The sequence below is a fragment of the Haloarcula salina genome (assembly GCF_010119195.1).
Classification (GTDB): Archaea; Halobacteriota; Halobacteria; order Halobacteriales; family Haloarculaceae; genus Haloarcula; species Haloarcula salina.
In genome coordinates this window covers 17065-43741 of the sequence record NZ_WRXL01000002.1, presented here as the reverse complement: position 1 = coordinate 43741, position 26677 = coordinate 17065, and the positions used below count along the sequence as shown (strand labels likewise).

Annotated in this window: 28 protein-coding genes; 13 read left to right on the top strand and 15 right to left on the bottom strand. The window is 69.4% G+C overall.

Annotated features, from left to right (window positions below; genetic code table 11):
• Window positions 1–11: 11 nt before the first annotated feature.
• From GM656_RS05150 to GM656_RS05135, 4 genes are all read right to left on the bottom strand, one after another.
• Entirely contained in the window at window positions 12–737 is a 726-nt protein-coding gene (locus tag GM656_RS05150; RefSeq protein ID WP_162412603.1) for a hypothetical protein, read from the bottom strand.
• A gap of 85 nt (window positions 738–822) precedes the next feature.
• Window positions 823–1791 (bottom strand): alpha/beta fold hydrolase, encoded by a 969-nt coding sequence (locus GM656_RS05145; protein ID WP_162412602.1) that lies wholly within the window; start codon window positions 1789–1791, stop codon window positions 823–825.
• Window positions 1792–1921: 130 nt separating this feature from the next.
• Window positions 1922–2725 carry an agmatinase gene (gene speB / locus GM656_RS05140; protein ID WP_162412601.1) on the bottom strand — a complete coding sequence of 268 codons (804 nt, stop codon included), beginning with the start codon at window positions 2723–2725 and terminating at the stop codon, window positions 1922–1924.
• A 2-nt stretch (window positions 2726–2727) separates the two neighbouring features.
• Window positions 2728–3108, bottom strand: a complete 381-nt coding sequence (locus tag GM656_RS05135; protein WP_162412600.1) for a translation initiation factor IF-5A — start codon at window positions 3106–3108, stop codon at window positions 2728–2730.
• Between the two features lie 123 nt (window positions 3109–3231).
• Here GM656_RS05135 and GM656_RS05130 point away from each other — a divergent pair, with 123 nt between their 5' ends.
• The 8 genes from GM656_RS05130 to GM656_RS05095 are packed head-to-tail and all read left to right on the top strand — an operon-like array spanning window position 3232 to window position 11617.
• Window positions 3232–3870 carry an HAD family hydrolase gene (locus GM656_RS05130; RefSeq protein ID WP_162412599.1) on the top strand — a complete coding sequence of 213 codons (639 nt, stop codon included), beginning with the start codon at window positions 3232–3234 and terminating at the stop codon, window positions 3868–3870.
• Window positions 3867–4832 carry a CobD/CbiB family cobalamin biosynthesis protein gene (locus tag GM656_RS05125; RefSeq protein WP_241692727.1) on the top strand — a complete coding sequence of 322 codons (966 nt, stop codon included), beginning with the start codon at window positions 3867–3869 and terminating at the stop codon, window positions 4830–4832. Before GM656_RS05130 ends, GM656_RS05125 begins: the two co-directional genes overlap by 4 nt.
• Window positions 4823–5626 carry an adenosylcobinamide-GDP ribazoletransferase gene (gene cobS / locus GM656_RS05120; protein ID WP_162412598.1) on the top strand — a complete coding sequence of 268 codons (804 nt, stop codon included), beginning with the start codon at window positions 4823–4825 and terminating at the stop codon, window positions 5624–5626. The genes GM656_RS05125 and cobS overlap by 10 nt, the downstream gene beginning before the upstream one ends.
• Window positions 5626–6165, top strand: coding sequence for an NTP transferase domain-containing protein (locus GM656_RS05115; protein WP_162413206.1), 540 nt, complete (start codon window positions 5626–5628; stop codon window positions 6163–6165). Before cobS ends, GM656_RS05115 begins: the two co-directional genes overlap by 1 nt.
• 57 nt (window positions 6166–6222) lie before the next feature.
• Window positions 6223–9150, top strand: a complete 2928-nt coding sequence (locus GM656_RS05110) for a PAS domain-containing protein (RefSeq protein ID WP_162412597.1) — start codon at window positions 6223–6225, stop codon at window positions 9148–9150.
• 50 nt (window positions 9151–9200) lie between these two features.
• Window positions 9201–10259 carry a threonine-phosphate decarboxylase CobD gene (gene cobD / locus GM656_RS05105; protein ID WP_162412596.1) on the top strand — a complete coding sequence of 353 codons (1059 nt, stop codon included), beginning with the start codon at window positions 9201–9203 and terminating at the stop codon, window positions 10257–10259.
• Window positions 10252–10956, top strand: a complete 705-nt coding sequence (locus GM656_RS05100) for an adenosylcobinamide amidohydrolase (RefSeq protein WP_162412595.1) — start codon at window positions 10252–10254, stop codon at window positions 10954–10956. Before cobD ends, GM656_RS05100 begins: the two co-directional genes overlap by 8 nt.
• A gap of 10 nt (window positions 10957–10966) precedes the next feature.
• Window positions 10967–11617 carry a cob(I)yrinic acid a,c-diamide adenosyltransferase gene (locus GM656_RS05095; protein ID WP_162412594.1) on the top strand — a complete coding sequence of 217 codons (651 nt, stop codon included), beginning with the start codon at window positions 10967–10969 and terminating at the stop codon, window positions 11615–11617.
• Between the two features lie 21 nt (window positions 11618–11638).
• Here GM656_RS05095 and GM656_RS05090 read toward each other — a convergent pair whose 3' ends face one another.
• The 5 genes from GM656_RS05090 to GM656_RS05070 form a co-directional block, all read right to left on the bottom strand.
• Window positions 11639–12298: a cytochrome c biogenesis CcdA family protein gene (locus GM656_RS05090; protein ID WP_162412593.1), complete on the bottom strand. Its 660-nt coding sequence runs from the start codon at window positions 12296–12298 to the stop codon at window positions 11639–11641.
• Entirely contained in the window at window positions 12295–12825 is a 531-nt protein-coding gene (locus tag GM656_RS05085) for a TlpA family protein disulfide reductase (protein ID WP_162412592.1), read from the bottom strand. The genes GM656_RS05090 and GM656_RS05085 overlap by 4 nt, the downstream gene beginning before the upstream one ends.
• A 4-nt stretch (window positions 12826–12829) precedes the next feature.
• On the bottom strand, window positions 12830–13516 hold the full coding sequence (locus tag GM656_RS05080) for an SCO family protein (RefSeq protein WP_162412591.1): 687 nt from the start codon (window positions 13514–13516) through the stop codon (window positions 12830–12832).
• The gene (locus tag GM656_RS05075; protein ID WP_162412590.1) at window positions 13513–14082 is read right to left on the bottom strand and encodes a cupredoxin domain-containing protein; all 570 of its coding nucleotides are present in this window, start codon (window positions 14080–14082) and stop codon (window positions 13513–13515) included. Before GM656_RS05075 ends, GM656_RS05080 begins: the two co-directional genes overlap by 4 nt.
• A gap of 336 nt (window positions 14083–14418) precedes the next feature.
• Window positions 14419–16944 (bottom strand): heavy metal translocating P-type ATPase, encoded by a 2526-nt coding sequence (locus tag GM656_RS05070; RefSeq protein ID WP_162412589.1) that lies wholly within the window; start codon window positions 16942–16944, stop codon window positions 14419–14421.
• 286 nt (window positions 16945–17230) lie between these two features.
• Here GM656_RS05070 and GM656_RS05065 point away from each other — a divergent pair, with 286 nt between their 5' ends.
• From GM656_RS05065 to GM656_RS05055, 3 genes are all read left to right on the top strand, one after another.
• Entirely contained in the window at window positions 17231–18709 is a 1479-nt protein-coding gene (locus GM656_RS05065) for a cobyric acid synthase (RefSeq protein WP_162412588.1), read from the top strand.
• 66 nt (window positions 18710–18775) lie between these two features.
• Entirely contained in the window at window positions 18776–19543 is a 768-nt protein-coding gene (locus GM656_RS05060) for a nucleotide-binding protein (RefSeq protein ID WP_162412587.1), read from the top strand.
• On the top strand, window positions 19540–20091 hold the full coding sequence (locus GM656_RS05055; RefSeq protein WP_162412586.1) for a hypothetical protein: 552 nt from the start codon (window positions 19540–19542) through the stop codon (window positions 20089–20091). The genes GM656_RS05060 and GM656_RS05055 overlap by 4 nt, the downstream gene beginning before the upstream one ends.
• 30 nt (window positions 20092–20121) lie before the next feature.
• Here GM656_RS05055 and GM656_RS05050 read toward each other — a convergent pair whose 3' ends face one another.
• Window positions 20122–20355 (bottom strand): HTH domain-containing protein, encoded by a 234-nt coding sequence (locus GM656_RS05050; RefSeq protein ID WP_162412585.1) that lies wholly within the window; start codon window positions 20353–20355, stop codon window positions 20122–20124.
• 339 nt (window positions 20356–20694) lie between these two features.
• Window positions 20695–21492, bottom strand: coding sequence for a helix-turn-helix transcriptional regulator (locus GM656_RS05045; RefSeq protein WP_162412584.1), 798 nt, complete (start codon window positions 21490–21492; stop codon window positions 20695–20697).
• 449 nt (window positions 21493–21941) lie between these two features.
• Here GM656_RS05045 and GM656_RS05040 point away from each other — a divergent pair, with 449 nt between their 5' ends.
• Window positions 21942–22763, top strand: a complete 822-nt coding sequence (locus GM656_RS05040; RefSeq protein ID WP_162412583.1) for a hypothetical protein — start codon at window positions 21942–21944, stop codon at window positions 22761–22763.
• 322 nt (window positions 22764–23085) lie between these two features.
• On the opposite strand, the gene GM656_RS05035 is transcribed toward GM656_RS05040, so the two are convergent.
• From GM656_RS05035 to GM656_RS05025, 3 genes are read right to left on the bottom strand one after another with little or no spacing between them, the layout of a single operon-like run.
• Window positions 23086–23616 carry a DUF7261 family protein gene (locus tag GM656_RS05035; protein WP_162413205.1) on the bottom strand — a complete coding sequence of 177 codons (531 nt, stop codon included), beginning with the start codon at window positions 23614–23616 and terminating at the stop codon, window positions 23086–23088.
• Window positions 23613–24017: a DUF7262 family protein gene (locus GM656_RS05030; protein ID WP_162412582.1), complete on the bottom strand. Its 405-nt coding sequence runs from the start codon at window positions 24015–24017 to the stop codon at window positions 23613–23615. Before GM656_RS05030 ends, GM656_RS05035 begins: the two co-directional genes overlap by 4 nt.
• A complete protein-coding gene (locus tag GM656_RS05025; protein WP_162412581.1) occupies window positions 24010–24705 on the bottom strand; it encodes a DUF7263 family protein in 696 nt (231 codons plus the stop codon). Before GM656_RS05025 ends, GM656_RS05030 begins: the two co-directional genes overlap by 8 nt.
• Window positions 24706–24721: 16 nt before the next feature.
• Between GM656_RS05025 and GM656_RS05020 the strand changes: the two genes are divergently transcribed.
• The gene (locus GM656_RS05020; protein ID WP_162412580.1) at window positions 24722–24931 is read left to right on the top strand and encodes a hypothetical protein; all 210 of its coding nucleotides are present in this window, start codon (window positions 24722–24724) and stop codon (window positions 24929–24931) included.
• A gap of 103 nt (window positions 24932–25034) precedes the next feature.
• On the opposite strand, the gene GM656_RS05015 is transcribed toward GM656_RS05020, so the two are convergent.
• A complete protein-coding gene (locus GM656_RS05015; protein WP_162412579.1) occupies window positions 25035–26264 on the bottom strand; it encodes an LAGLIDADG family homing endonuclease in 1230 nt (409 codons plus the stop codon).
• Window positions 26265–26677: the final 413 nt, after the last annotated feature.

Genomic DNA, 26677 nt, shown 5'->3' with positions numbered 1-26677 from the left:
CTGGCCCGACCTCATTCGGCCTCGACCAGGCGGCCGTTCGACTGGCCGAGGAGGTCGCGCTCCACGGCGGCGTCGATGACGGCGTCGAACTGCTCGGGCTCGATGTCGTATGCGTTGACGGCTACCTCGCGGATCTCGGCCCGGTCGACCGGCAGCTCCCGGTTCTGGAGCAGGCGCATCACCTTGTTGTACTCCAGCTTCGTGAGCGACGGCTCCCGATCGGCCGTCGACTGGGCTTCCGAGTCCGCGTCCGTCTCGCCGGAGACCGTCGCGTCACCCGTCTCCGACTCCGTCGCGGTCTCGGCCGTCGACTCAGTGTCGTTCTCGGCGGCGTCCGACGCCGTCGCGTCTGTCGCGGTCCCGGTTCCCGCATCCGGGTCGGCCGCGGTCGCGTCGGCGTCCGTCCCAGGCGAGCCCCCGTTCGCGCCGCCGAGGAGCGTCCCGTCGGAGGCCGGATCGACGATGCCGTCGTCAGGCGGCGACTCGGACTCGGGTTCGTCCGCGAGCCCGCGCTCCGAATCGTCGAGAGCGGCGCTCTCGCGTTCACCGTCGCTCGCCTTGGCCGCCTCGACCACCGGCTCGACGATGGCCGCGAGCTTCTGGCGACAGGTCGAACACAGGACGACGGTGCCCTGCGTCTCGGCGTCGGGCCGGAGGGACTTCGGGACGATCGGATACTCGGCCAGCGAGGCGTCGAGTGCCCCGCCACAGAAGTAACACGAGGATAGCTGCTCCATGCGCAGGAGGTACACATCCGCGTCGTAATAGGCCTCCCGCTCGCCGAACGGTGGTCGTATGCGCTGTATTCGTTTGAATACGCACTCACTCGTCGAGGAACAGTCGGACGAGCGCCGCGGCCTCGTCGCCCGGTTCCAGCCACGGGGTGTGGCCGTGGCCAGGTAGCTCGTGGAAGCCGGCGTCAGGCATCCGCTCGGCGACCTGACGGCCCACGGCCGGCGGCCAGAACGAGTCCTCGGTCCCCCAGACGAATCGCGTCGGACGGTCGAGACCGTACAGTTCGTCGCGGAGGTCGAACAGCGGGTGCGCGCGGCCGAACGAGCCCTGCGCGGTCGCCAGCGAGCGCTGGCTCGCCTCGCGGCCCGGGAGCCGTGCGCCCGCGGCCAGCAGTTCGTAGAACGCCTCGGGGAGCGCCCCGTCGTCGACGACGTTCACCCGCGCCATCGACTGGCGCGCGTTCTCGACCGGGTCGCCGCGGCTCAGCAGCCAGAACAGGGCGCGGTTGACGCCGCGCACCGTCAGCAGGCGAAAGAGCAGCGGGAGGTCCCGCGAGACGCCGCCCGGCGCGCCGACCAGCGCCAGCCTGTCCACGCGGTCGTGGTCGAGTGCGAGCAGGAACGCCTGGAGGCCGCCGTGGGAGTTGCCGACCACGTGCGGGCTATCGACGCCGCGGTCGTCGAGCAGGTCCAGCAGGTACGTCACCAGGAACGACCGGAGATCGCGGTCCCGGTAGCTCGGTGCGGCCGAGAGCCCGAGCCCCGGCCTGTCGGGGGCGTACACGCGGTATTCGTCGGTGAGATGCGGGAGCAAGGGGAGCCACGTCGCCGCCGGCAGGCTGACGCCGTGGAGCAACAGGACCGGTTCGCCGTCGGGCTCGCCAGCGGCGAGGTAGTGAATCCGGCCCGCCGCGTCGGTGTGGAGGACGCGCGACTCCGCGTCCACGTCGTACCGGTCGGCGAGGCGGGCCTGTCGCTCCGCGTAGCGCTGCTCGGCCGGATCGGGCCAGTCGTCGGGCGACAGCGGGCGGTCGTCCGGGAGGACATCCGTTCGCATAGGCGGACCGTCTGCCCGGAGCCTCATCAGTACACCGCGGCCCGCGGTTCGGACGGCCGGCGTCCGAGCGGGTCGGCCGTCGCCCGGCCGGACGGGTCGCCGCCGTCGGCTCTCGCCCTCTTGCCCCCCGTCACTCGGCGGCCGCGTGGGCGAACACGAACGCCCGCAGGAGTTTCGCGGCCAGCGTCCCGGCCTGGCCGTCGTCGCGGTCGTTGACCTCGACCACGTCGAAGCCGACGCACTGGGGGGCGACCGCCCGGACGGCCTCGTGCATCTCTCGGGGAGCGAGGCCGAACGGCTCCGGCGTCCCGGTGCCGGGCGCGAAGCCCGGGTCGGCGGCGTCGATGTCGACCGAGAGGTACACGTCCTCGCCGTCGAAGTCTGGCGTCCAGTCGGCCGCGTCTTCGGGCGGGACGACGGTCACGTCGTCGTCGCTCGCCCGGTCCCACTCGGCCTCGGAACCGGTGCGCGCGCCGACGACGACGGCCTCGTCGGCAACCGCGAGCGCGTGACGCGTCACCGTCGCGTGGGAGTACTCGTCGCCGGCGTAGGACTCCCGCAGGTCGAGGTGGGCGTCGAGACAGACGAACACGTCCGGGTCGAGCGCGCGGACGCCGGCGACGGAGACGGTGTGCTCGCCGCCGACGAGGAGCGGGACGGTCCCCTCGGCGTCGTAGTCTGAGAGGGTCCCCTCGAGGTAGGTGAGGTACTCGGCGGTGTCGGCCGTGGGGCCGATGTCGCCGTGGTCGTGGACGGAACAGGCGGTGAAGTGGCGGTCGGTGCGGCGGTCGTAGTCGTCGAACCCCTGGGCGAACTGGCGCACGCGGCGCGGACCGAAGCGCGCGCCGGGGCGAAACGAGGTCGAGGCGTCGAGAGGCGCGCCGACGACGGCGTAGTCGGCCGCCTCGCGCTCGGCCCCCGCACCGGGAAACATCGTTACGAGCGCGTGATCTTGCGCTGCTCTTCGTACTGGAGGTACTCGATCTCGTCGTCGGGCTGGAGGTCGATGTCCTCGGGGACGCGCATCGTGAACGTGTCGTAGGTGTCGAGGTCCATGACCTGGGCGTCGTTGCCGTCGGTCGAGACGACCTGGCCCTGCTTCCGGTTGATGATCGGGACCCAGACCTTCGCGTCGACCGGCTGGGACAGCGAGCGCTTCTTCTCGTCGAAGACGCCCTTGGCGTCGATTCGGGCCTTGGCGCTGCCGTGCTTGCCCGGCTTGGCCGTGCTGTAGGAGTTGATCTTACACGGCGTGTCGTCGATCATGACGTAGCTGCCCTCGTCGAGCTCTCGAACTTCGGTCTGCTCTCTTGCCATACCGCCGGATTACCCCTGTTTCGGTATAAACGGTTTGGAATGGCGCAAGCCCGGTTCGGCGGCCGCGTCGGCGAGCGGCCGACCACCGCACAGTTCAAGTGCGCTTGCAGTAACCACGGGAGTGTGGCACTCTCGTTCGACCTGTTCGGGACGCTCGTCACGGCCGACCGGCCGGCCGCCCCGTGGGACGCCGTCGCGGACGCGCTCGCCGACCGATCGATCCGCGTCCCCGACGACTGGGAGACCGCCTACCGCTCGTCGCACCGCGACTACGAGCGCGGCCGCGAGGCCCCGCTCGACGAGCACGTCCGCCTGGCGCTCGCGAATCGCGGCGTCGACGTGTCCGAGGCGACCGCACGCGAGGCCGTCCTCGCGGCCTTCGACAGCCCGGTGACGGTGCGCGACGGGGCCGTCGACGCGCTCAGCGCCGCGGCGGACCGCGGCCCGATCGGCGTCTGCTCGAACTGCTCCGTGCCGGGACTGGTCGAACGCACGCTCTCCCGCGCCGGCCTCGAAGGAGCCGCCGGCCGGGACTTCGACGCCGTCGTCACGAGCGTCGACTGCGGCTGGCGAAAGCCCCACGCCGAAATCTTCGAGGCGACCGCCGACGCGCTCGGCGTCCCGCTCGCGGCCCTCGTCCACGTCGGCGACGACGCCCGGACCGACGGCGGGGCCGGGCGGGCCGGCGCGCGGTCGGTCCTCCTCGACGACCGGCCGCTCCCCGACCTCGCCGCCGCCATCCGGGAGGGACGGCTGTGCTGACCGCGCTACGCGCCATCGACGGTCTGGCCGGCAACGGGCTCGCGGCGCTCGCGGCCGTCGCCGTCGCCGCCGCGCTCGAACTGGCGGTCGGCGAGCCCTCGAACCGGTTCCATCCCGTCGCGTGGCTCGGCCGGGTCGTCGCGCCGCTCGACCGGCAGTGGGACCGGCCGCTCCTCGTCGGCGCGGTCGCGGCCGTTTCGCTCCCGCTCGCGTTTGGTTCGTTCGTAGGTATTTTGGTCGCAACCGCGTCCTCGGTGTCGACTATCGCCGGTGTCTCCACGGCCGGTCTCGCGCTGTTCCTGACGACCAGCCTCCGGGAACTCCTCGCCGCGGCCGGCCGCGTCGTCGACGCTTCCGACGCCGACCTCCCCGCGGCGCGAGACGGCCTGCTCGCCCTCGCCGGCCGGGACGCCAGCGCCCTCTCGGCGGGGCAGGTCCGGAGCGCCGCCGTCGAGAGCGCCGCCGAGAACCTCGCCGACGGGCTGGTCGCGTCGCTTGGGGCGTTCGTCCTCGGCGGCCTGCTCGCGGGCGGCGTCGGCCTGCCGGCGCTCCCCGTCGCCGCTGGCGCGGCGGCGTGGGTCAAGACCGTCAACACGATGGACTCGATGCTCGGCTACCGCTCGAAGCGCGTCGGGACGCCGGCCGCGCGGCTCGACGACGCGGCGATGTGGCTGCCGGCACGGGCGAGCGCGCTCTTGCTGGCCGTCGCGTTCGCCTCGCCGTCGTCGCTGGCGCGCGCCCGCGAGTGGCTGGACGCCGTCCCCTCGCCGAACTCCGGCTGGCCGATGGGGACGACCGCCGCGGCGCTCGGGGTCCGCCTCGAAAAGCCCGGTACGTACGTCCTGAATCCCGCTTCCGACCTCCCGAGCGGGGCGGCGGCCCGTCGAGGGATCACGCGCGTCGGCGTCGCCGGCCTGCTCGCGTATCTGCTCGCTGGCGCGGGGGTGCTCGCGTGGTCCTGACCGCCGTCCGCGGCGCGCTCGGCTTCCTCTCGCGGCTCCCGGTCGGGCACACCGAGGCCGCCTGGGAGGCCTTCGTCGCGACCCCCGCGGCGTTCCCGCTGGCCGGCTACGTCGTCGGCGTCCTCGTCGCCGTCCCCGTTCTCGCGGCGGACGCGCTCCCCGCCCCGGTCGTCGCCGCGGCGTACCTGACAGCGGTCGTCCTGATCGCCGGCGTCAACCACGCCGACGGCCTCGCCGACCTCGGCGACGCCGCCGTCGTCCACGGCGACCCCGACGAGCGGCGGGCCGTGATGCGGGACACCACCGTCGGCGTCGGGGCCGTCCTCGCGCTCGGAACCGTCCTCCTGGCGCTCGCCCTCGGCGCACTCGCCGTCGCCGGGCTCCCGCCGCTCGTCGCCGTCGCGCTCGTCGTCGCCGCCGAAGTCGGCGCGAAACTGTCGATGGCCACGCTCGCCTGCGTCGGGCGGCCGAGCCACGAGGGGTTCGGGTCGACGGTCCTCGACGGGAAGCGACCGCGACACCTCCTCGCGCCGCTGGTCGCCGCGCTCCCGGCCGCCGCGCTCGCCGTCCCCGCGACCGCGCTCGCGGTCCTCTCGGGACCGGCGCTGGCGCTGCTCGTCTCGCGGTGGGCGAACCGGCGGCTCGACGGCGTGGGCGGCGACGCCTTCGGCGCGGCGAACGAACTCGCGCGCGCCGCGGCGCTCCACGTCGGCGTCGCCGCGTGGTCGGTCCTCGGTGGCTGGGGACCCCTCTCGACCGGGTTCCGGGAGGTGCTCGCGTGGACGCTCTCGTGATGTGCGGCGGTCGGGGGACGCGACTCGACAGCGACGCCGAGAAGCCCCTGTTCCGCGTCGGCGGCGTCCCGATGGTCGACCGCGTCGTCAGGGCACTTCGCCGTAGTTCCCTCGAGGGAATCTACGCTGTCGTCTCGCCGAACGCCCCCGAGACGGCGGCGCACCTCGACCTGCCCTGCATCGAGACGCCGGGCGAGGGCTACGTCGCAGACCTCGGCGCGGCGCTGGACGACGACCGCGTCTCGACGCCGGTGCTGACCGTCGCCGCCGATCTCCCGCTGCTCGACGGCGAGGTACTCGACCGCGTGCTGGACGTCCACGAGAACGGGTCGCTGACGGTGCTCGTACCGGCGGCGCTGAAGCGCGATCTCGGCGTGAGCGACGACGCGACCTTCGTCGACGACGGCCGTGAAGTCGCGCCGACCGGCGTCAACGTCGTCGGCGACGGCCCGGACGACGCAGCGGTCGTTCCCGACCGACGGCTGGCGGTCAACGTCAACACGCTCGCCGACGGTCGAGTGGCCGAACAGTGGCTGTGAGGGGAGTCACCGAGCGCGCGCCGAACAATTATGTCAGACGAGTAACTACGTCTCCCAATGGCCGATCCGATACGCGTCCTCCACGTCGACGACGCACCGGATTTCGCGGACACAGCGGCCGCGTTTCTGGAGTCGGCCGGTGAGTTCTCGGTCGTGACGGCGACGACTCCCGGAGACGGGCTGCGGATACTGGAGCAGTCACCCGTCGACTGCGTCATCAGCGACTACGACATGCCCGACCGGGACGGACTCGAGTTCTTCCGCTCGGTCCGCGAGGACCACCCGGACCTCCCCTTCATCCTCTTTACCGGAAAGGGGAGCGAGGAGGTGGCGAGCGAGGCCATCACGGTGGGGGTCACCGAGTACCTGCAGAAGGACGGCGGCACCGATCAGTACACCATCCTGGCGAACCGGGTTCGGAACGCCGTCGAGCGACGCCGCGCCCGACGCGAGCGCGAGCGGAGCGAGCGGCGGTTCGAAGCCGTCTTCGAGGACCCGCAGACGCTCGTCGCCGTCCTCGATCCCGACGGGACGGTCCGGCAGGTCAATCAGACCGCCCTCGACATGGCCGGCGTGTCGAGCGACGAGGTGACCGGCACCCCGCTCTGGAACACGCCGTGCTGGCCGACCGGCAGCGAGGCCGACGTTCGGGAGTGGGTCGCGCGCGCCGCCGACGGGGAGTACGTGGAGTTCGATGTCGACCACACCGAGTCGGACGCCGACTACAGCCTGCACGGGTTCGTCCGCCCCGTCAGAGACGACAACGACGAGATCGTCTCGCTCGTCGTGTCCGGCCGCAACGTGACGGAGCGCGTCGAGCGCGAGCAGGAACTGGAGCGGACCCGCAATCTGCTGGCACAGACGGAGGAACTGGCGTCCGTGGGCGGGTGGGAGATCGATCCCAGCGACGGGGGCGGCAGCGTCGGCAGACCGACGGACGGCTTCTACCGATTGCACGGTCTCGAACCCGGCGGACAGCTGCCCGTCGACCGAGCGATGGAGATCGTCCACCCGGCGGACCGCGACCGCGTCGAGTCGTCGCTCACCCGCCTGCTGGAACGCGGTGAGCCGTTCGACATCGAGGTCAGAATCGCACCGGCTGCAGACGAGACGCGGTGGCTGCGCTCCATCGGCGTCCCCGTCGAATCGGTTGGCGATCGCTACAAGTGCCGTGGCGCGATGGTCGACATCACCGACCAGAAGGCCCAGAAGGCGGAGCTTCAGCGCAAGACGGACCTCCTCAGACACACCCAGGAAATCGCGGACGTGGGCGGGTGGGAACTCGACATCGCCGAAGCGCCGTACGAGGCGACGTGGACGGACCAGCTCTTCGAGATATTCGAGATCCCGCCCCAAGACGCCATGACGCCGGACGAAGTGCTCGGCTTCGTCCACCCGGACGACTACGAGCGGGTCGTCGCCGAGACCGACCGGCTCATCGACGAGGGCGAGGGGCTCACCCAGGAGTATCGGATCGAGACCGGCGAGGGCAACGAGCGCTGGCTCCGCGTCATCTCGGAACGGCCCGACGACCGAGACGACATCGTCCGCGGGGCGACGCTCGATATCACCGAACAGAAGCGGACGACGCAGGCGCTCAGGGAGCGAGAACGGACGCTCAGCCAGTACAAGGAGTTCACCGACGACATCCTCGACGCCGTCGACGACGTGTTCTTCCTGCTCGACGAGAACGGCCGGGTCAGGCGCTGGAACGAGTCGCTGGAGCGCGTGACCGACCGTGACCCCGCCGACCTCTCCTCGATAGACGGCGTCGCGTTCTTCCGGCCGGAGGACCGCGAGACCGTCGCGGACGCGTTCCGGACCGGCGACGCCAGGATGGAACTGCCGCTGGCGACCGGCGACGGCGAGACCGCCCCCTACGAGTTCGTCGTCGACCGGGTCGAGCACCCGGAGGTCGGCGAGTGGGTCGCCGCCATCGGACGGGACATCTCCGCGCGCCGCGAGCGCGAGGCGGAACTCGCCCGGACGAACAGACAGCTCCAGAGCGTTCTCGAGACGACGCCCGCGCTCGTGTTCGTCAAGGACCTCGACGGGCGCTATCAGGTCATCAGCGAGCAGTTCCGCGAGGTCATCGCGGGCGGGATGGACGACGTGATCGGGAAGACCGACGAGGACCTGTTCCCCGAATCGGTCGCGCAGCGAATCCGGGCGGACGACCGGGCGGTGATCGAGACCGGCGACCCGATCGAGCGCGAGGAGGAAGCGCCGACCGCGGACGGCTCCCGGATGTTCCTCACACTCAAGAGCCCCATCTACGACGAGGACGGGACCGTGACCGGCATCTGTGGCGTCGCGACCGACATCACGGAACGCGTCGAGTACAAGCAGCACGTCGAACGACAGCGCGAACGCCTCGAGGAGTTCGCCAGCATCGTGAGCCACGATCTCAGGAACCCGCTCGACGTGGCGCAGGCCCGCCTGAAGCTCGCGCAGGACGACGCCCCGAACGGGCATCACGAGACGATCGAGCGCTCGCTACGCCGGATGCAGGAGCTGATCGACGACCTCCTGACGCTGGCTCGGCAGGGAGAGGGCGTCACGGACGTCACGTCCGTCGCGCTGGCCGACGCGGTCGAGCAGGGGTGGCGAAACGTCAAGACGGACGACGCGCACCTCGAAGTCGCCGTCGACGGTTCCATCACGGCCGACCCGACCCGGCTCCAGCAGCTGTTCGAGAACCTCTTTCGCAACAGCGTGGTTCACGGCGGCGACGACGTGACGGTGGCCGTCGGCGAACTGGACGGCGAATCCGGGTTCTACGTCGAAGACGACGGCCCGGGAATCCCCGAGTCGAAACGGGAGGCGGTGTTCGAAAGCGGCTACTCGACCTCGGAGTCGGGCACGGGCTTCGGCCTCGCCATCGTCCGTGAGATCGCCGAGGCCCACGACTGGGACGTGGCGGTGACCGAGAGCGCCGAGGGCGGTGCGTGCTTCGAGGTCCGCGGCGTCGACGCCGACGACTGACCGAACCGGGCGCGAAAGCTTCTCCACACCGCCCGCCGTAGGCCCGTCGCATGGACCCGGACACGGTGGATCGGTTGCGGGCGAGTGGCGGCGACGCCGCGGGTGACGCCATCGGTCCCGACGGCCGCGTCCCGCACGGCAGCAGCGACGACCCGGACCTCCTCGACTTCAGCGCGAACACGAACCCGAGGGTCCCGCCCGGCGCGGGTCGGGTGTTCGAAGACGCCTTCGCGGCCGCGCGGTCGTACCCGGCCGACGACTACCCCGCGTTCCGCGAGGCCGCGGCGGCGTTCGTCGACTGCGCGCCCGAGCAGGTGATCCCCACCGCGGGCGGCCTGGAGGCCATCCGCCTCGCCGTCCAGACGACGGTCCGTGCGGGCGAGCGCGTCCTGCTCCCGTACCCCAGCTTCGGCGAGTACGTCCGTGAGATACGCCTGCAGGGCGCGACTCCCGAGTTCGTCCCCCACGACGAACTGCTCGACGCCGACCCGGCGGGCCACGCGCTCGCCGTCGTCTGCAATCCGAACAATCCGACCGGCGAGGTCGCCGAGCGCGGGGCGCTCCGGGCCTTCGCCGACCGCTGTCGCGCGGCCGGCACGACGCTGCTGGTCGACGAGGCCTTCCTCGGGTTCACCGACGAGCCGTCGCTGGCCGGCACCGAGGGCATGATCGTCGCCCGGTCGCTGACGAAGCTGTTCGGCCTGCCCGGGATTCGGATGGGCTACGCCGTCGGGACCGGACGGGAGCGAGACCGCCTCGCGACGGCCCGGCGCGCCTGGTCGATGAGCGCCCCCGCGGCCGCCGTCGGCGCGCACTGCTACCGGCAAGCGGAGTTCGTCGCGGAGACGAGAGCGCGCGTCGACCGCGAGCGCGAGCGCCTTCGCGATCGACTCGACGACCGCTTCGACGTGGTCCCTTCGGACGCGCCGTTCCTGCTGTTCTCCGTCGAGGAGAGCGCGGCCACCGTCGACGAGGTGCTGTCGTCGGCCCGCGAGGCCGGCATCGCGCTCCGGGACGCCCGCACCTTCCGCGGGCTGGACTCGCATATCCGCGTCGCCGTCAGGTCGCCGGCGGAGAACGACCAACTGCTGGAGGCGCTGGATGTTTGAGACGACGGTCCGAGAGCGGATCTGTCAGGTCCGCCGAGAGGGGGCGCGCTGGCTCTCGACGGCGTGGGACGGCGGCTACCGGGAGAGCGACGCCGTCTACAACGTCACGGTCCCGACGGGGTTCGATCGGACCGACCTCGACGCCTACCGCGAGGAACGGCTCGTCGACGCCGGCTTCCCGGTCGGCCCGACGCTCCTGACCGGCGTGGACATGGCCCACGCGCGGTGCGCCCGGAGCGGCCCCGTGACGGCGCTGGCGACGGCCGGGCTCTCGAACCCCGCGGCGCTGCCGATGGACGAGCGAACGGGCGACAGGGAGCCGGCGACCGCGAACGACGCCCCGGACTGGCGACCCGGCACGGTCAACGTCCTCGTCGGCGTCGACCGAGCGGTCGACGACGGCGCGCTGGCGACGCTGCTCGCGACCGCGGTCGAGGCGAAGGCCGCGACGCTGCTCGACGCGGCGGGCGTCCCCGGGACCACCTCGGACGCGGCCATCGTCGGCGGCGTCCCGAGCGCCGAGCGCGCGCCGTTCGCCGGGAGCGCGACCGAGGTCGGCGCGGCGGCCCGCGCGTGCGTCCGGGACGCCGTCCGGGCGAGCCTGGACGCGCGGTACGACGAAGCGGACGTGCCGACCGTCGAGGAGGCCGCCCACGGCGTGGTCACCGACCGGCAGACCGATGTGGTCCAGCCGTGAACGAGCGGGTATGACCGACAACACTGCCGGCCCGACCGCCGAGCCCATCGAGCCGAGCGCGCCAGAGGAGTTCGGCCTGGTCCAGGTCTGGTGGGGCGACGGCAAGGGCAAGACGACGGCGGCGCTGGGGATGGCGACCCGCGCCGTCGGCCACGGCTACCGCGTCCACCTGCTGCAGTTCATGAAGGGCGGGACCGGCACCGTCGAGGACGTGCGCGGCGAGTACAACGCCATCGCGGCGCTGCCCGGCTTCTCCTACGAGAACGCCGGCCACTACGGCTGGCACGGCTTCATGGACGGGAGTTTGGACGACGAGCACGAGGCCCGCGCGAGGGGCGCGCTCGACCGCGCCCGGGAGCTGATCGACGCCAGCGCCGACGCCGCCCTCGACGCGCCGCTCGACCCCGACGGCCCGCCCGAGGACGGCCTGCACATGCTCGTTCTGGACGAGATCCTGTACGCCGCCAACCGGGGGCTCGTCGACCCCGCGGACGTGGTCGACCTCGTCGAGTCGACGCCCGACGGCCTCGAACTGATCCTCACCGGCGGCCACGAGCGCCCCGAGTATCTGCTCGATCACGCCGACCTCGTGACGCAGGTGAAAAAGGAGAAACACCCCATCGACGCCGGGCAGGGCGCGCGCAAGGGGACGGAGTTCTAGACGGGTCGACGGACGGCCCCGTCAGAGCGTGGTGAGCAACTGCCAGACGCCGGCCAGGACGAGCGCGACACCCGCCACGGTGTTGAGGAGGCGCTGGTGCCGGCCGAGCAGGTCGAACAGTTCCCGCCGTCCGACGGCGATGGCCACCGTCGCACCCAGCAGGAGCGTGCCGAATCCGAGCGTGTACGCGCCCATGACGAGGAGCGCGTCTCCCGGCGAGAACGTCACGGCCTTGACGACGATAGCCAGGAACAGCGGGGCGACACAGCCGGCCGCCGCGACCGCGTAGCCGGCGCCGAAGAGGACGAACCCCGCGACGGACAGCCGCCGTTCCGGGAGGGCGACGTGCCAGCCCGCACCCTTGCCGAGCACCACGGCGACGCCGAACGCGACGAGCGCGACGCCGACGACAGGTTCGAGAAGCGTCAGGATCGGTCGGATCGAACGCCCGACGGCGACGACGAGTAGCGAGAGCGCCCCGAACACCAGCGCGACGCCGAGGAACGCGGCGAACCCGCGGATCGCGGCCCCGCGGATCGGGGCGTCGTCGCTGTCGTCGGTCCCGCTGAGATAGTAGCCGACGTAGCCCGGGAGCAAGGCGTACGCGCACGGAGAGAAGAACGTGGCGACGCCCGTCCCCAGGGCGAGGCTGGCCGCACCGTACACCTGCGGCGAGGTCACGGTTGTCCCTCGTCGCGGGCGGCGTCGATGCGCTCGACGAGCGTCGCCGCCGAGTGCTTCCCCGTCGCGTCCCACCGGACGACGTTGTCGGCGTCGAGGACCAGCACGGTCGGTAGCGCGCGAACGTCCAGTCGCTCGGTCAGTTGGAGATCCGAGTCCGTCGCGACCGGCCAGCGACCGTCGTGGTCGACCCACCAGTCTCGGATCTCCGCGCGAGTCACGGCGTGGCCGAGCGGTTCGTTCGTCACCGAGACGAACTGGACGTCGTCGCCGACGCGGTCGTACGCCTCGCCGACGGCCGGCATGGACGCCGCACACACGTGACACCACGTCGCGAAGAACTCGACGAACGTGACGCGACCGCGCTCCGGAATGGCCACGTCCTCCCCGGAGCTTCCGGGTGCCTCGATGGTCTCCAGGCGAACGGGTTCGACGCCGTCCGAGGACCGCCTGGCGCGAAAGACGGCGACGCCGCCGCCCACGGTTCCGAGGCCCGCCAGGCCGGCCAGATAGGTCCGTCGACGCATCGAATCACCCGTCCACCAGCGTTTCGACGTCGTCGACGATGGTCGCCGGCTGTGGCTGTGACCCGGCGTAGGCCCGCTCGACGACGCCCTCGTCGTTTACCAGCAGTGTCAGGCCCATGTGGAGAAACGGCATCCCCTCGTCGGGGTTCTTCTCGTAGGCCTCCCCGTAGGTGTCCTCGACGACGGTCCGGGCGCGTTCCGGCGAGGTCGGCCGGAGCAGATAGCAGTTGCCCAGGTCGAAATCGAACCCCTGGTCAGCCGCCCAGTCGGTGAACGTCTCGGGCGTGTCCGTGGCCGGGTCGAACGTGATGACGGCGAGGGAGAGGTCGTCGGTGTATCCGCCCTCGGCGGCCCGCGCCTGGGCGTGGACCAGCCCCGACGCGAGGGTGAGACAGATGCCGTTACACCGGGTGTAGACGAACGTCAGCAGGAGGTGGCTGTCGCCGACGAGTGACGACGACGAGACCGGCTGGTCGCTGAGGACGTCGGGGACGGTCGCCTCGGGGAGGTCCTCGCCGTAGATGGGGTACGGGAGGTCCGCCTCCTGGAGGGCCTCGTAGTTGTCCGGAGGCGGTAGTTCGACGTTCGCGGGCGTACTGGGTCCCAGGCAACCGGCGAGGCCGATGGCCGCGGCCGAACCGGTCGCTCGGAGTACCGTTCGTCTGGTGGGCTGGCTGGGTCTGTGAGTCATTCGTTCGACGGTGTCCGTCCGCGGCTTTCGAGCAGCGAGTAGGTCTGCTCGTTCAGTTCGTCGATGCGGTCACGGGCGATCGAGGGGAGGTTCGACTGCGGCGGGGCCAGTCCGGGCTGGGACGACGGGTCGGCCTCGGGCCAGCCGACGACGACGCGCCCGACGTTTCCGATCTGTTCGTGCGCGACGCAGACCGCCTGCGTGTCGACGTAGTCGTAGACGCCCGGTTCGGTGAACGTGTGGGCGAACGTCTCACCGACGTGGGTGAGCGTCGGACTGTCCCAGGGGGCGGCCGACTCCGGGATGCGGAGCGGCCCGTACGTGTCGGGGTGGTAGGCGGCCGTGTCGTGATCGCCGGACTCGTGGGTCCAGACGACCCGACCGCCGACGCCCACGTGGACGAGCCCTGGTTCGAACGCCGGCGTGGGCATGGACGTCATCGTCACGTCCGCGGTGTCCGGAAGGCCGTCCGAACCGGACGAACCAAGACGGGACTGACAGCCGGCGACAGCGCCGATTGTCAGGCCGAGTCCCCGGAGTACGGTCCGTCGATCTGGTGTCGTCATCGTGTAGCCTCGCCTACGTTGACTATCGTTGACACCGCCTATTCAATCGGGTTTAGAATTCTCGAACGCTGGGAAACCCCGGGCGGGGCGGACGTCGGCCGAGTCGACCGCCGCGAATCGACAGTCCGACCGCCCGACTTACGGGACCACGAGCGGCTGATAAATCTGCGGTTCGACGTGCGGCACCGGGATACCGAGGAGCGAGAGGCCGTGAGCGAGGGGCATCTTCTGGTACGCCTCTCGAAGTCCGTCCTCGCGTCATTCGCGCGATACCCCGTACGGTCGGCGGGTCCGGTGGCGGTTCTTTCGCTGGCGGCGACGCTGCGAGCGGAACGGTCACTCGAGCAGCGCTCGCCCGGAGTTGAACACCACCAGCAGGCTGCTGCTCGCCATCGCCGCGGCGGCGACCAGCGGATTGAGGAGGCCGAGGATCGCCACCGGGATGGCGACCGCGTTGTAGCAGAACGCCCAGCCGACGTTTTGTTTGACTCGGGCTCCGGCGGCAGTCGACAGGTCGAAGACCGTCTCGATCGCCGAGAGGTCGTCGTCGACGATGGCGATGTCCGCGGCGTCGACCGCCAGCGCGGTCCCGCCGCCGAGCGCGATACCGAGGTCGGCGCTGGCGAGCGCCGGGCCGTCGTTCGTCCCGTCACCGACCATCGCGACGCACCGGTCGCGGCCGAACCGGCGGACCGTCTCGGCCTTTCCCTCCGGCGGTACTCCCGCGAAGACGTGTTCGACGGCGGGGTGGTCGGCGAACCCGACGGCCGCCCGTTCGTCGTCGCCGGTCAGCACCACGACCTCGACGTCGCGGTCGGCCAGCGCTGCGAGGGTCTCCGACCACGCCTCGCGGGGTTCGTCCCGCAGAACGAGGAGCCCCGAAGCGTCGCCGTCGCGGCCGACGACGACCGGAAGCGAGCCGTCCTCTCGAGCCGTTTCGGCGCGCGACGCGATGGCTTCCGGAACGGCCCAGCCGCGGTCGGCAAAGAGGTCGGGATGGCCGACGAGGACGCGGTGCCCGTCCACGCGGCCCGAGACGCCCGTCCCGTGTCGCTGGAACTCCTCGATGGGGAGCGCGTCGGCACCCCCTTCGGAGGAGGGCGCTGCCCCCTGGGAGTCGTTCGAATCGGCCGGGCGGCCACGCTCGGCCGGCGAGCGGCCGTCGTCAGAACGCGTCCCGCCGTCGGCGGCGGTCGGCGGCCCGTCCCGGTCGGAGAAGTGCCCGCCGAACGCGTCGACGATGGCACCGGCGACGGGGTGGGAGGCCCGCTGTTCCAGCGCGGCGGCGGCGGCGAGCACGTCGTCGGGCGCGTCCGTCTCGACCACCCGGAGGTCGCCCGTCGTGAGCGTCCCGGTCTTGTCGAACACCACCACGTCCACGTCGCGCACCCGCTCGAAAATCGTCTCGTCGAAGACGACGATGCCATGCTCGATTGCCTCCCTGATGGCCGACGCGACGGCCAGCGGCGTCGCCAGGCCGAGCGAGCACGGACAGGAGACCAGCAAGACGGTCAGGGCGACGAGCAGCGCGCGGGTGACGCCGGCACCGACGGCGAGATACCCCAGGCCGGCGAGCAGCGCGAGCGTGAGCACGCCGGGGACGAAAACCACGGCGAGCCGGTCGGCGAGCTGTTGAATGCCGCGGTTCGTACTCTGGAGGTCCCACATGAGATCCGAGATGCGATCGACGCTGCTGGTCGCGCCCTCGCCGACTTCGACGACGATCGCCCCGTCAGTCAGGACCGAGCCGCCCACGACGGTGTCGCTCGGCCGTTTCGAGACCGGTAGCGATTCCCCCGTGACGACCGCCTCGTCGACCGTCCCGTCGCCCTCGGAGACCGTTCCGTCCACCGGGATGCGGTCGCCGGCGCGAACGAGGACCTCGTCGCCGGCGGAGAGGTCCCCGGTCGGGACCGTTCGCGTGGTGCCATCGTCGGCCTGCACCGTCGCTTCGGCCGCCCGTGCGGTGTGCAGGTCGGCGAGGCGCTCGGTCGCCGACCGTTTGATCTTCGACTCGTAGTAGGTTCCCGCCGTGACCACCACGACGATGGCGATCGTCACGTCGAAGTAGAGGTCGATTCGCCCGAGAATAGCGGCGAGTGTGCTGTAGAGGTAGGCACTCACGGCCGCCAGTGAGACGAGCAGGTCCATGTTCGGACTGCGGGTCCGGAGGCTGACGTACGCCCCCCGGAGCAGCGGCCCGCCGGTGTAGCCGAGAACGAGCGTCGTGAACAGGAACAGCACGCCGTAGAGGTGGTAGTGACCCGTCACCTGCTCGCGCGTGAACGCCATCAGGTCGGGGCCGTAGAGGCCGAAGTGCAGCGGATAGACGAAGATGACGTAGGGCATCATCACCCACATGCCGAGCATGGCACCGGCCGCGACGCGCCACATGAGGTCCTCCTCGGCCGCGTGCTCGGCCACGGTGTCTTCGCGGTCAGTGGCGGTGTATCCGGCCGCCGAGAGCGCGTCGCGAACCTCGGCCGGCGTGAGTCGGTCGGGGTCGTAGTCCACCCGAGCCGTCTCGGTGACGTAGCTGACCGCCACCGCGGTGATGCCGTCGGTGTCGGCCGCCAGCGATTCGATGAACGCCTCGCAGGTCGCACAGTGCATGCCGTTGACCCGCAGAAAGAGGCGCTCGTGGCCCTCGGGCGGCGAGTCGTCGACGGACTCGGGCTCGTCGGCCGCGACCGCGTCCCTGATGTCGGCCGGCTCCACGGCTGGCATCGAATCCAGCGTCTGGTGGACGTCCCGACAGCCCACACAGCAGTAGCGGTCGCCCGAGTCACCCTCGACGGCCGTCCCGGTGACTGCCAGTCCACACAGCGCACACTGCTCGTCGGTATCGGTTCTGGAAGTCATTCGCGTCCTGGGGTGAGGGGAGTCGACTGCGGGTCGGCAGGAGTCGCAACGGCGTCACTGACGCGCCGGGACGACACCGAGCGACAGCCGTCGAACCGAGGCGCATCGCTCGCTACCGGCGGGCGGGACAGTCGGTCCCTGGTCCGGTCAAACATACCATGACAGAAACACACAGACCACATCAAAGCGACGGTGGACTCGCCACCGCCTGGACGGCGGCCCGGCTTCGACGGGACGGTCCGCAGAGCCGAAACACACGTATCGGTTGCCCCCGACGGGAGACGTGATGGCCGAAACCCTGCTCGTCGCGGGCACCGCGAGCCACGTCGGCAAGTCGACCGTCGCGGCCGGACTCTGCCGGTGTCTGGCCGACCGGGGCGTCTCCGTCGCCCCGTTCAAGGCCCAGAACATGAGCAACAACGCCCGGGCGACGCCCGGGGGCGAGATCGGCGTCTCGCAGTACGTCCAGGCCCGCGCGGCCGGCGTCCCGCCGAGGACCGACCACAACCCGGTCCTCCTGAAGCCCCGGGGCGACGGCGAGTCGCAACTGGTCGTCGACGGCGAGGCCGTCGGGCACTTCGCGGCGCGGTCGTACTACGACGACCACTGGGCGGACGCGCTCGACGCCGCCCGCACGGCCCACGACCGCCTCGCCGCGGCACACGACGTGATCGTGGCCGAGGGGGCCGGCTCCATCGCCGAGATAAACCTCCACGACCGGGACCTGGCGAACGTCGAGACCGCCCGCTTCGCCGACGCCGATGTACTGCTGGTCGCCGACATCGAGCGCGGCGGCGTCTTCGCCTCGCTCGTGGGGACGCTCGAACTCCTGCCCGACGACGTGCGCGAGCGAGTCGCCGGCGCCGTGATCACGAAGTTCCGCGGCGACCGTTCGCTGCTCGACCCGGGCGTCGAGGAGTTCGAGGAGCGGACCGGCGTGCCCGTCCTCGGCGTGCTCCCCTACGACGACCCCGGGCTCCCGGAGGAGGACAGCGTGGCGCTCCCGCCGATGGGCGAACGCGCCGTTGTCGGGGCCGACGACGGCGTGCCCGACGGCGAGAGCGTGACGGTCGCGGTCCCGCGGCTCCCTCGCATCTCGAACTTCACGGACCTCGAACCGCTCGCCCGCGAACCCGGCGTCAGGGTCGCCTACGTCCCGCCCGTGGCGACGCTCGACGACGCCGACGCGGTGGTCCTGCCGGGGAGCAAGAACACCGTCGACGACCTGCTGGCGCTCGCCGACGCGGGCTTCGGGGACCGTCTCCGAGCGTTCGACGGGCCGGTCGTCGGCCTCTGTGGCGGCTACCAGATGCTCGGCGAGGAACTCACCAACGCCGCCGTCGAGGGGACGGGCGAACGAGACCGCGTCGACGGGCTCGGCCTCCTGCCCGTGACGACCGCGTTCTCCGAGTCCAAGACCGTCGAGCGCGTCGAGCAGGACCTCCGCGGCGTCGGGCCGCTCTCCGGCGCGAGCGGGACGGTCGAGGGCTACGAGATCCACATGGGCGACTCGACGCTTATCGGCGACGCGGCCCGCCCGTTCGAGGGCGACGGGGCCGCGACCGACGCCGTCCTCGGAACATACCTGCACGACCTCTTCGTCAACGACGCGGCACGGAATGCCTTCGTGCGAAATGCGTTCGAGTCGGCGGGTATCGACCTGCCGGCGAGCCTCGGCGAGTCGCGGCCGGACCCGTACGACCGCGCCGCCGCGCTCGTCGCGGACCACGTCGACCTCGCGCCCCTCGGGCTGCCCGAACGGTGATGTGTCCGTTTATTCCCTCTTCAATTTCCAGAAGTTTATATACGATCGGCTCGCAATATTCTCGAAATGGTCGAAGTGTTCGCGGTCGCCAGTGGGAAGGGCGGCACTGGTAAGACGACGAGCACCGTCGCGCTCGGGATGGCGCTCTCCGAGCGGTACGACGTGACGGTGGTCGACGCCGACACGGGGATGGCGAACCTGCTCTTTCACGCCGGCCTCTCGGATGCCGAGACGACGCTGCACGACGTGCTGGCCGACGACGCGCCCGTGGAAGCGGCCACGTACGACCGCTTCGGGATGACGGTCGTCCCCTGCGGGACGAGCCTCGACGGCTTCAGGGACGCCGATCCCGACCGACTGCGCGAGGTGGTCGCGACGCTCGCGGCGGGCACGGACGTAATCTTGCTCGACTCGCCGCCGGCGCTCGACAGCCGAACCGCCGTCCTCCCCGTGGTGCTCGCCGACCGCATCGTGGTCGTCCTCCAGCCGACGATTCCGGCGATCTCCGACGGCCTGAAGGTCCAGGAGTACGCCACGACCTACGACACGGGCGTGGCCGGCCTGCTGTTCAACAAGGTCCGGGAGTCTGAGTCCATCGACCGCGTGGCCGAGAAGACCGAGCGCTACTTCGACGGGCCGACGCTCGCGGCGGTCCCCGAGAGCGAGCGAGCGCGGGAGGCGCGCCGCGCGGGCCGACCGCTGCTCGCCCACGCGCCGGACTGTGCGGCCGCGGCGGCCTATCGCCGGGCCGCCGACGCGCTCACCGTCCGCGAGGGCTCCCCCGGCGACGCCGCCGACCGGTTCCGCAGCGCCGTCGTCCCGGAGCAGCTATGAAGCTTCCACGCGGCCGCCTCCGCAGGTCCCGCGTCGTCACCGAGCCGCGAGACGTGCTGGCCGACGTGCTCGACCGCGGACTGACCGGCTACGCCGTCTTCGAGTCCCAGGAGACGCTCCTGCTCGACGCCGAGGGCCGCGGCGTCGTCACCTTCGCCGACGGCGTGCCGGTGCTCGCGTACCACACGGGCACGGACCGCGGCGGGCCGCCGGCGCTCGCCGACCTCGCCGTTCCCGGCCCGTACCACGTCTCGCTGTACGCGCTCGACGCCGCCGACCTCGAACCGGCCCACCGTGCCGACGACCTCCGAGTGCCGCCCGGGATGCCCGCCGAACGGCTGGCCGGCGATCCGGCGCTCGCCGACAGCACGCGGCGTGCGGCTCCGGCCGACCGCCGAGACGCGGTGGAGCGCGGCGGCTCGACGGACGACGCCGGCGACGCACAGAGCGCCGTCGAGGCGTTCCTCGACGACACCGAGAAGATCGAAGCGATCAAGGACCAGGCGCGGGCCGAAGCCCGCGAGCGGGCCGCGGAGTGGGAGTTCTGAGTCTGTGCTGCTGTCGGCTGCGTCCGCCGGTCACCCCGTCCGCACGGGGATCCACCACACGCGCGAGCGCCCGCCGACCTTCTTGCTCGTGATGTCGGTCTCCGATTCGAGGTCGTGGAGCTTGTTCAGCGCGGTCCGCCGCGAACAGCCGAGTCGCTCGGCGACCTCCGACGCTGTCAGCGGCTCCGCGTAATCGTTCCTGTCTTTGAACACCTCGATCACGTCCGATTCAGTGTACTGAATCTCCCGTCCGGGCGGAGACATACTTCTGTTAACGTTTGCCACACACTTATAGTGTCGGTCATTCTTTCAGTTCCCCTCGGAGCGGGATCTAGGTGACACGGGAGCGAATCAGCCACCCGCCACGCCGTTGCCGAACGAACTCGCTGGTGTTACAGCCCCTGTAACACGTATCTGGGTCGGAGACAGTTAACAGCGGATAAGTATACCTGCCTCACTGAACTATACTGGTCCGGGGATACGCCATCCCGCCCTCCAGAGAGTGCTTGGCCGTCGACGCCGCGACCGGCACTCGCTTCGGCCCTTCCACGAGACACTGTCAGACAGCGACTGCGGCGGACCGTCGTCGGCGGTGACGACCGCTCACGACGTCGAGACCGCCGCTTCGAGCGGGTCCGAGCGCTCCAGATAGTGATCGAACACCGACTCCGCCCACTCGTAGACGGCGGGTTCGTCGGACTCCGCGATCGCGCGGACGTTGTTCCGATCGTCGTACGCCGCCAGACAGACCCGCGACGCGTCGAGCGCGAGGCCGATATCGAGCGGCGCCTCGTGGACGTAGGTGGTGATGTACTCGTGTTCGAGACTGCGTTCCAGCGCGGTCGGAAAGTCGGTCGCCGACCGTTCGAGCACGCCGTGGTCGATGATGAATTCGATCCGAATCTCGGATTCGAGGAGGTCCGCCGCCACCTCGTTGAACACCGACGTGACGATGGGTGAGATCGCCTGAACGTCGCCGTCGACGTCGCGCAGCCACTCGGTGAACCGCCGAACGCTCGCGAGCGGGCTCTGCTCGGAACTCACCGTCAGCGAGTCCGGGTCCAGCAGCGCCGCCGGGACGTCCTCCTCGATCGGACCGAGATGCGCCGCCAGCGGACCGACCGCACGGGCGCGTTCGAGTTCCGTCAGCAGGTCCCGGTAGCGGTCGTGGACCCGCCGGCCGGTCACCGTGAGGCAGTACTCCCCGTCTCGCTTGACCACCCACCGTCGCTCGGAGAACCCCGCGAGGATCCGCTGGACCGTCGTCCGCGTCGCGTCCACCGAGTCGCATACGTCGGTCGGTCTGGCCGGACTGTCGTAGAGTCGCGCCAGCACGGCGAAGCGCTGTGGCGACCCCGTCAGGAACTGACAGTCCTCGTGTACGCTGTCGTCCGGAACCATCGTCGTTACCCACGTGATGGGGGGCGAGCGTCTTAGCGTCTTTGCTACGTGTCAACATCGTACGTCTGGGTCTGAGAGGCCGACCGGATGACTCAGTTCAGTTGAGCGGGGCGCGCTCGGGTTGCTGACAGGCGGGCTGACGGTCCGAGAACCGACGGACGATACAACAAACTCCTCCAGGTTCTGTAATATGTCTCTTTACGACCCATAAATATCGACATTAGATCCACTTCTGGTTCTATAGTCTCACATACGAGATTAGTATTCAAACTCCGACATCTTACTTGAAGAGTATGTAGATAATCACGGACTAAAGAGAGTTGAAAGACAGTCCTATCGCTGTCGACTGTTCGATTTCGGACTCCGCACGCTCGGTGGCTGGCGGTACGGTGTCCGTCGCGGCCGCCTCCGAGGATTAATATTGATACGGCGGTTTCCCACCGATACCCATGACCGACCGCGTCCGCACGGCACTGTCGAGCGCGACGGACTCCCTCGTCAGGCCGGAGTACACCGGCGAGAACCGCTGTTGGCCGTGTACGGTCCTCAACGTCGCGATCCTCGTGCTGGCGGTCGCAGCGGTCGCCTGGCTGTCGCCGCCTGCGGGCGCGGCACTCGCGCTCGTCGGGCTCGCACTGATCACGAGTCGCGGCTACGTCGTGCCGTACACGCCGCGGATCGGACCCGCCGTAGTCGCACGGCTTCCGATCGACGCGGGGCACGCCGGACCGGAGACGCCGCCGACCGAGGGAGGCGACGACGTGAGCGCCGTGGCGTCCGGCGCCGACGGCGAGGCCGTCCTCGGCGCGCTGATCGACGCCGGCATCGTCCATGGCGAGGCGGAAATCCGACTCGACGACGACTTCCGCGCCGCGTGGCGCGACCGCATGACCGAACTCCGGGACGCCGACCTCGAAGCCGCGCTCGAAGCCGCAGTGCCGAACGTCAGCGCCGAGCGCTACACCTGGCAGGGCGACCCGTGGTACTCGCTCGACCGCGCCGACCTGGACCGACCGTCATCGACCCTGTCGCGGCCGGTGGCTCTCGCCGACGTCGCCGCCATCGAGACGCTCACCGGCTACGGCCTCTCGCGGCCCGTCGCGTGTCAGGCGGCGCGCCCGCTCCGGCAGTTCCTCTCGGCCTGTCCGGCGTGCGATTCGGCGCTCACCGTCGGCAACGACTCCTGCTGTGGCGGCTTCGGGCCGGACGGACCGACGGAGGTCCTGGCCTGCGAGTCGTGTGACACGCACGTCTTCGTGTTCGCCGAATGAGCGAGCGCTCAGGTCGGTACTCGTCTCCGGCGGTACGCCCTGCTTGGCCAACCACGACGGACTCGAGTTCGCTCTGTGAAACATCCGGCCAATATCCGGGTCGTCGGACACCTGCTCGAGGATGACTGCACTGTAGATCGCCGTCGAAACAGCAACTGAAAGCTGGGAGGATTGCCGTCCGTTCCGTCTCCGCAAATTCGCTGACCGAACCCAGAGACAGCGAGTTCGAGACTTCGATGCGATGAGATACAGGGTCGCGATGGTCCGGCCTCGCCGCTCCAGTCAGGAGCAGTTCTAAAGCCACCGACACGAACTGAATCGCTCACCACTTCGATCGACCCGTCGCTTCCAGCACCACCGTCACCGACGTTTCGCCGCGGTCGGTCGTGGTGGTCACGTCGAACCCGACTGCGAGGACGTGCGTGCGGTTGACCCGGTTCTGGACGGCGACGCCGCGGTCGGCGTGACACGACCCGAACTGTCGTCCGGGGCCTGTGGGACAGTTGGCGGCGGCCCACTCACCGGCCGCGGTGTCGTTGTAGGAGACGTCGTAGTACACGCCGCCCTCGACCCGCGACGTTCGAAGCCGGTCGACGCGCGGCCGGAGCGCCCTTCGGAGGTGTGTCACCGCCGACTCGTTGGCGGCCCAGGCGAACTGTCTCGGAATCGGCGCGCTCTCCGTCGCGACCGCGCGGTCGAGGACCCGGAGCGCGTCGGCGGTCGGGTCGTCGTAGTCCGCGGTCGCGCGCACGTCGTCGTGATACCCCAGTTGCATCGACGCGAACAGGATCGGGACCAGCGCGACTGCGACGAGCACGGCCGCGACCAGGACCAACTGCCCGCGCCGGGTCACGCGTACCACACCGTGATCCGGACGCGTCCGTAGCCGGTCGGGACCGTCGCGACGCCGGTAGTGACCCGCCGCGGCGTCGGCGTCCCGACGGTTCCGTGGGGCGTCTCGACCCGAAAGAGGACGTTCGCCGGGAGGATCCGCGCGACGCGGCGCTCCAGCGCGTCTCGCTCGCGGTCGAACGCCCCCTGACTCGAAACGACCTCCTGCAACCGCGTCGCGCCGTCGTGTCGCGGCGCGTCGTTCGCGAGGACGGCTGCCGTGTCGGCGGCGTAGGCGTCGAGTTGCGGTTCCTGTCGATCCGGCGCTGGCGTGCCCAGCGCGAACCCCAGAGCCACACCGAGTATCAGCGTCGTCCCGACGGCGACCTCCACGAGCGAGAGCGGGAGTTGGGCCCTACGCATCGACGGTCACCACCAGCGTCGCCTTGGTCGCTCGCGTCGCGTCGTAGCCGACTGTCGCGTTTCCGGGCGACAACGGGCCGGCGTGCTGGAAGCGGAGCCGCGTCGTCTCGTAGGGGTTCAGCGAGACATCGAACGTCCCGTTCAGACCGCTCCGGTTGTAGAGGACGGTCCGGTCGTTGGCGCGGACCGCCCAGACGGTCGTTCCGGGCGGCGGGTCGACGGTCACCGTCGCGTTCGCGCTTCGTCGGGGGAGCGTCACCGCTCCGCCGCTCGAACGGTCCGGCGCGAGCGTCCGTCGCTCACTCGACTCGACCAAGACGACGCGACTGATCCGGGTTCCGCCCCGCGGCGTGCCGCTCCTCGCGAGTTCGGTCCCGCCCAGAGAAACGGTGACTGCGTACTCGCTGGCCGCAGGCGCGGTGCGTTCGAGCGCCGCCCGATCGAATGCGTCGACACGCGAGCGATTGAGGACGTTCTCGCGAACCGTGAGGGGCCCGTCGGCCGCGACGAGGCGGTCTGCGACGGCGGCCGCGACTCGCCGCTCGTTCGGCGTCCGGTCCGCCCCGGCGATGGCGGTGTCGGCCATCGCGACGCCCAGGCCGGTGACGATAGTCAACAGGACGAGCGCGACACCGAGCGCGGGAAGTGAGGTCTGGCCACGGCGGTCCGCGGGCTTTTTCGCCGTCACACTCGGAGGCGCGAGCGTGCAGTCACTCGACCCCGGCGACCTGCTGTTCGTCGGCGGCTTCGTCGCCGTACTGTGTTTCGCCGTCGCGGGCTTCGTCAGCGTCGCCGCACCGTCCGGCGTCCCCGGATTCACCGGCGCACTGGTGTGGGTCTTCGTGGGGTTCGGCGTCGCCTTCGGCGCGCTCGGCGTCCTCGGCGCGGCGCTCGTCGTTGTCCTGTCCGAGTGAGTCATCGACGCTCCTCCAGCGTCACGGTCACGTTCTCGCTCGTCCCCGAGACGGTGACGACTGAGCGGTTCAGATGGACATCAATACGAGGCAAGCCAGACCGCTAATTCACATTACTAACACCGATCCACTGGAATTTCCCGTTTCTCCCAGCCATGATCAGACAGAAGTCTTCGATGGTCAATCGATACACCGGATTGTCAGTCTGAACGGTCGAGACATTCTGAGAAGATCTGAATCCATCTTCCATTCGTGACAGAGACACTCGCCAGCTATCACGACACCAGTGGTACTGTGGTTTAATTCCGAGTTCCACGAGCAGTCGTACTATGTCGTTGACCAGTCGCTTGCTGACTGTGGAATAAGCACCACGTTCGTGTCCATCACCGGCGACCAGCGTTCGAAGCATGAGTCGCTTTTGCTCAGCACTACAGTCCCAGAGAAACTCAGGCAAGTGCATGTTCTCCGACCCGATGCCACAGAGTTGATCCAACAACTCAGCATAGATCGTCGAACTGAAACTGAAAGATCGGTCATCACTGTACTCCGACAACCCCATCCGCTCGAGGAGATTTTCAATTTGTTCACGATGCTCCGGTGTCTTTTGAGCGATTTGGATCGTCGCTGAGTTTGTTCGCCTCCATGTGACGGACCCCTCGGTGATGTACCATCCAAGAAATTCGATAAAGTCGTCACCATCAAAGCGATACGGACGTCTCCAGTGGTTTCGTCCCGCATGGATTTCTACGGATTCACCGAGGGCCTCTAGTTCGTTCTGGTACGTTTGGAACGTCTCCTTATCGAAGAAGTAGCCATAGTGGCTATTTCGACGGCAGGGCTCACATCCGTCCGGGAGTATCCGCCGCACGGTGTGGCCGTGACAGTCGAAGGCGACACAGGCCTCAAACTCCGAAACGATATCTGTGATATCGACCTGTGGCAGTCTGGTGCCATCCAGATCCCGCCAACTATTGATGAATCGATAGTACTCTCGGTCGAGCAGCTCCGCCGCACGAGTGAACCGTGGATACGAAATTCCTTTTGTCGTGTATGGTATCTGATGATCTGGAAGTACTCGAATATCAGACCGTCTTATCTTGATACTGATTATTTCTTCTGGTGGGTTGAGTACCATCACATCGACGACCGACTTTGGCTTCACCACTTTCGTCGTCGGATTGAGTGCGAGGACACGGTCGGTTGTTCCGAGTTCCGCCACCTGGATCGGACCGTCCGCCGTCAGTACCTCAGTGTCGGCCGTGAATCCGCCATCTGAAATCTTAGTTTGGTTACTATTGCTAACTCTGGTACCAATATCTCCCCTACCAATCATCGGGATACATTCCTCTCGTCTTCCGGGATAAACAGTCTCTTTCCCATCCTTCGTTTCATATCGAGAATTTGCCAGTATATATGCGAACGGAGTTTGGGTCCGCTACAGATGACCTTCCTACTCAACCGCTCTTTGCTCACTGCTAGTCGATTCAATCTTCGCTCACAGGTTGTGTTGGACATACGGGGCACCCCTGGGTGCCCATGATAAACTCACCAGTTGCATCTGTGTGATACCTGGTTCAATGGAGTTGTAGCCCACCGAATTTCTGACAGCCGCTATCAGATATGATTCATTATACCGGGTCACCACCTCGCAACGGACGCCGAGGAAAATGCTCTGAAAACCTCATAATTGGCTTCAGCGGCCGCAAGAAACATTCTACCGTCGGTTCCACTCAGAACTAGGACGGG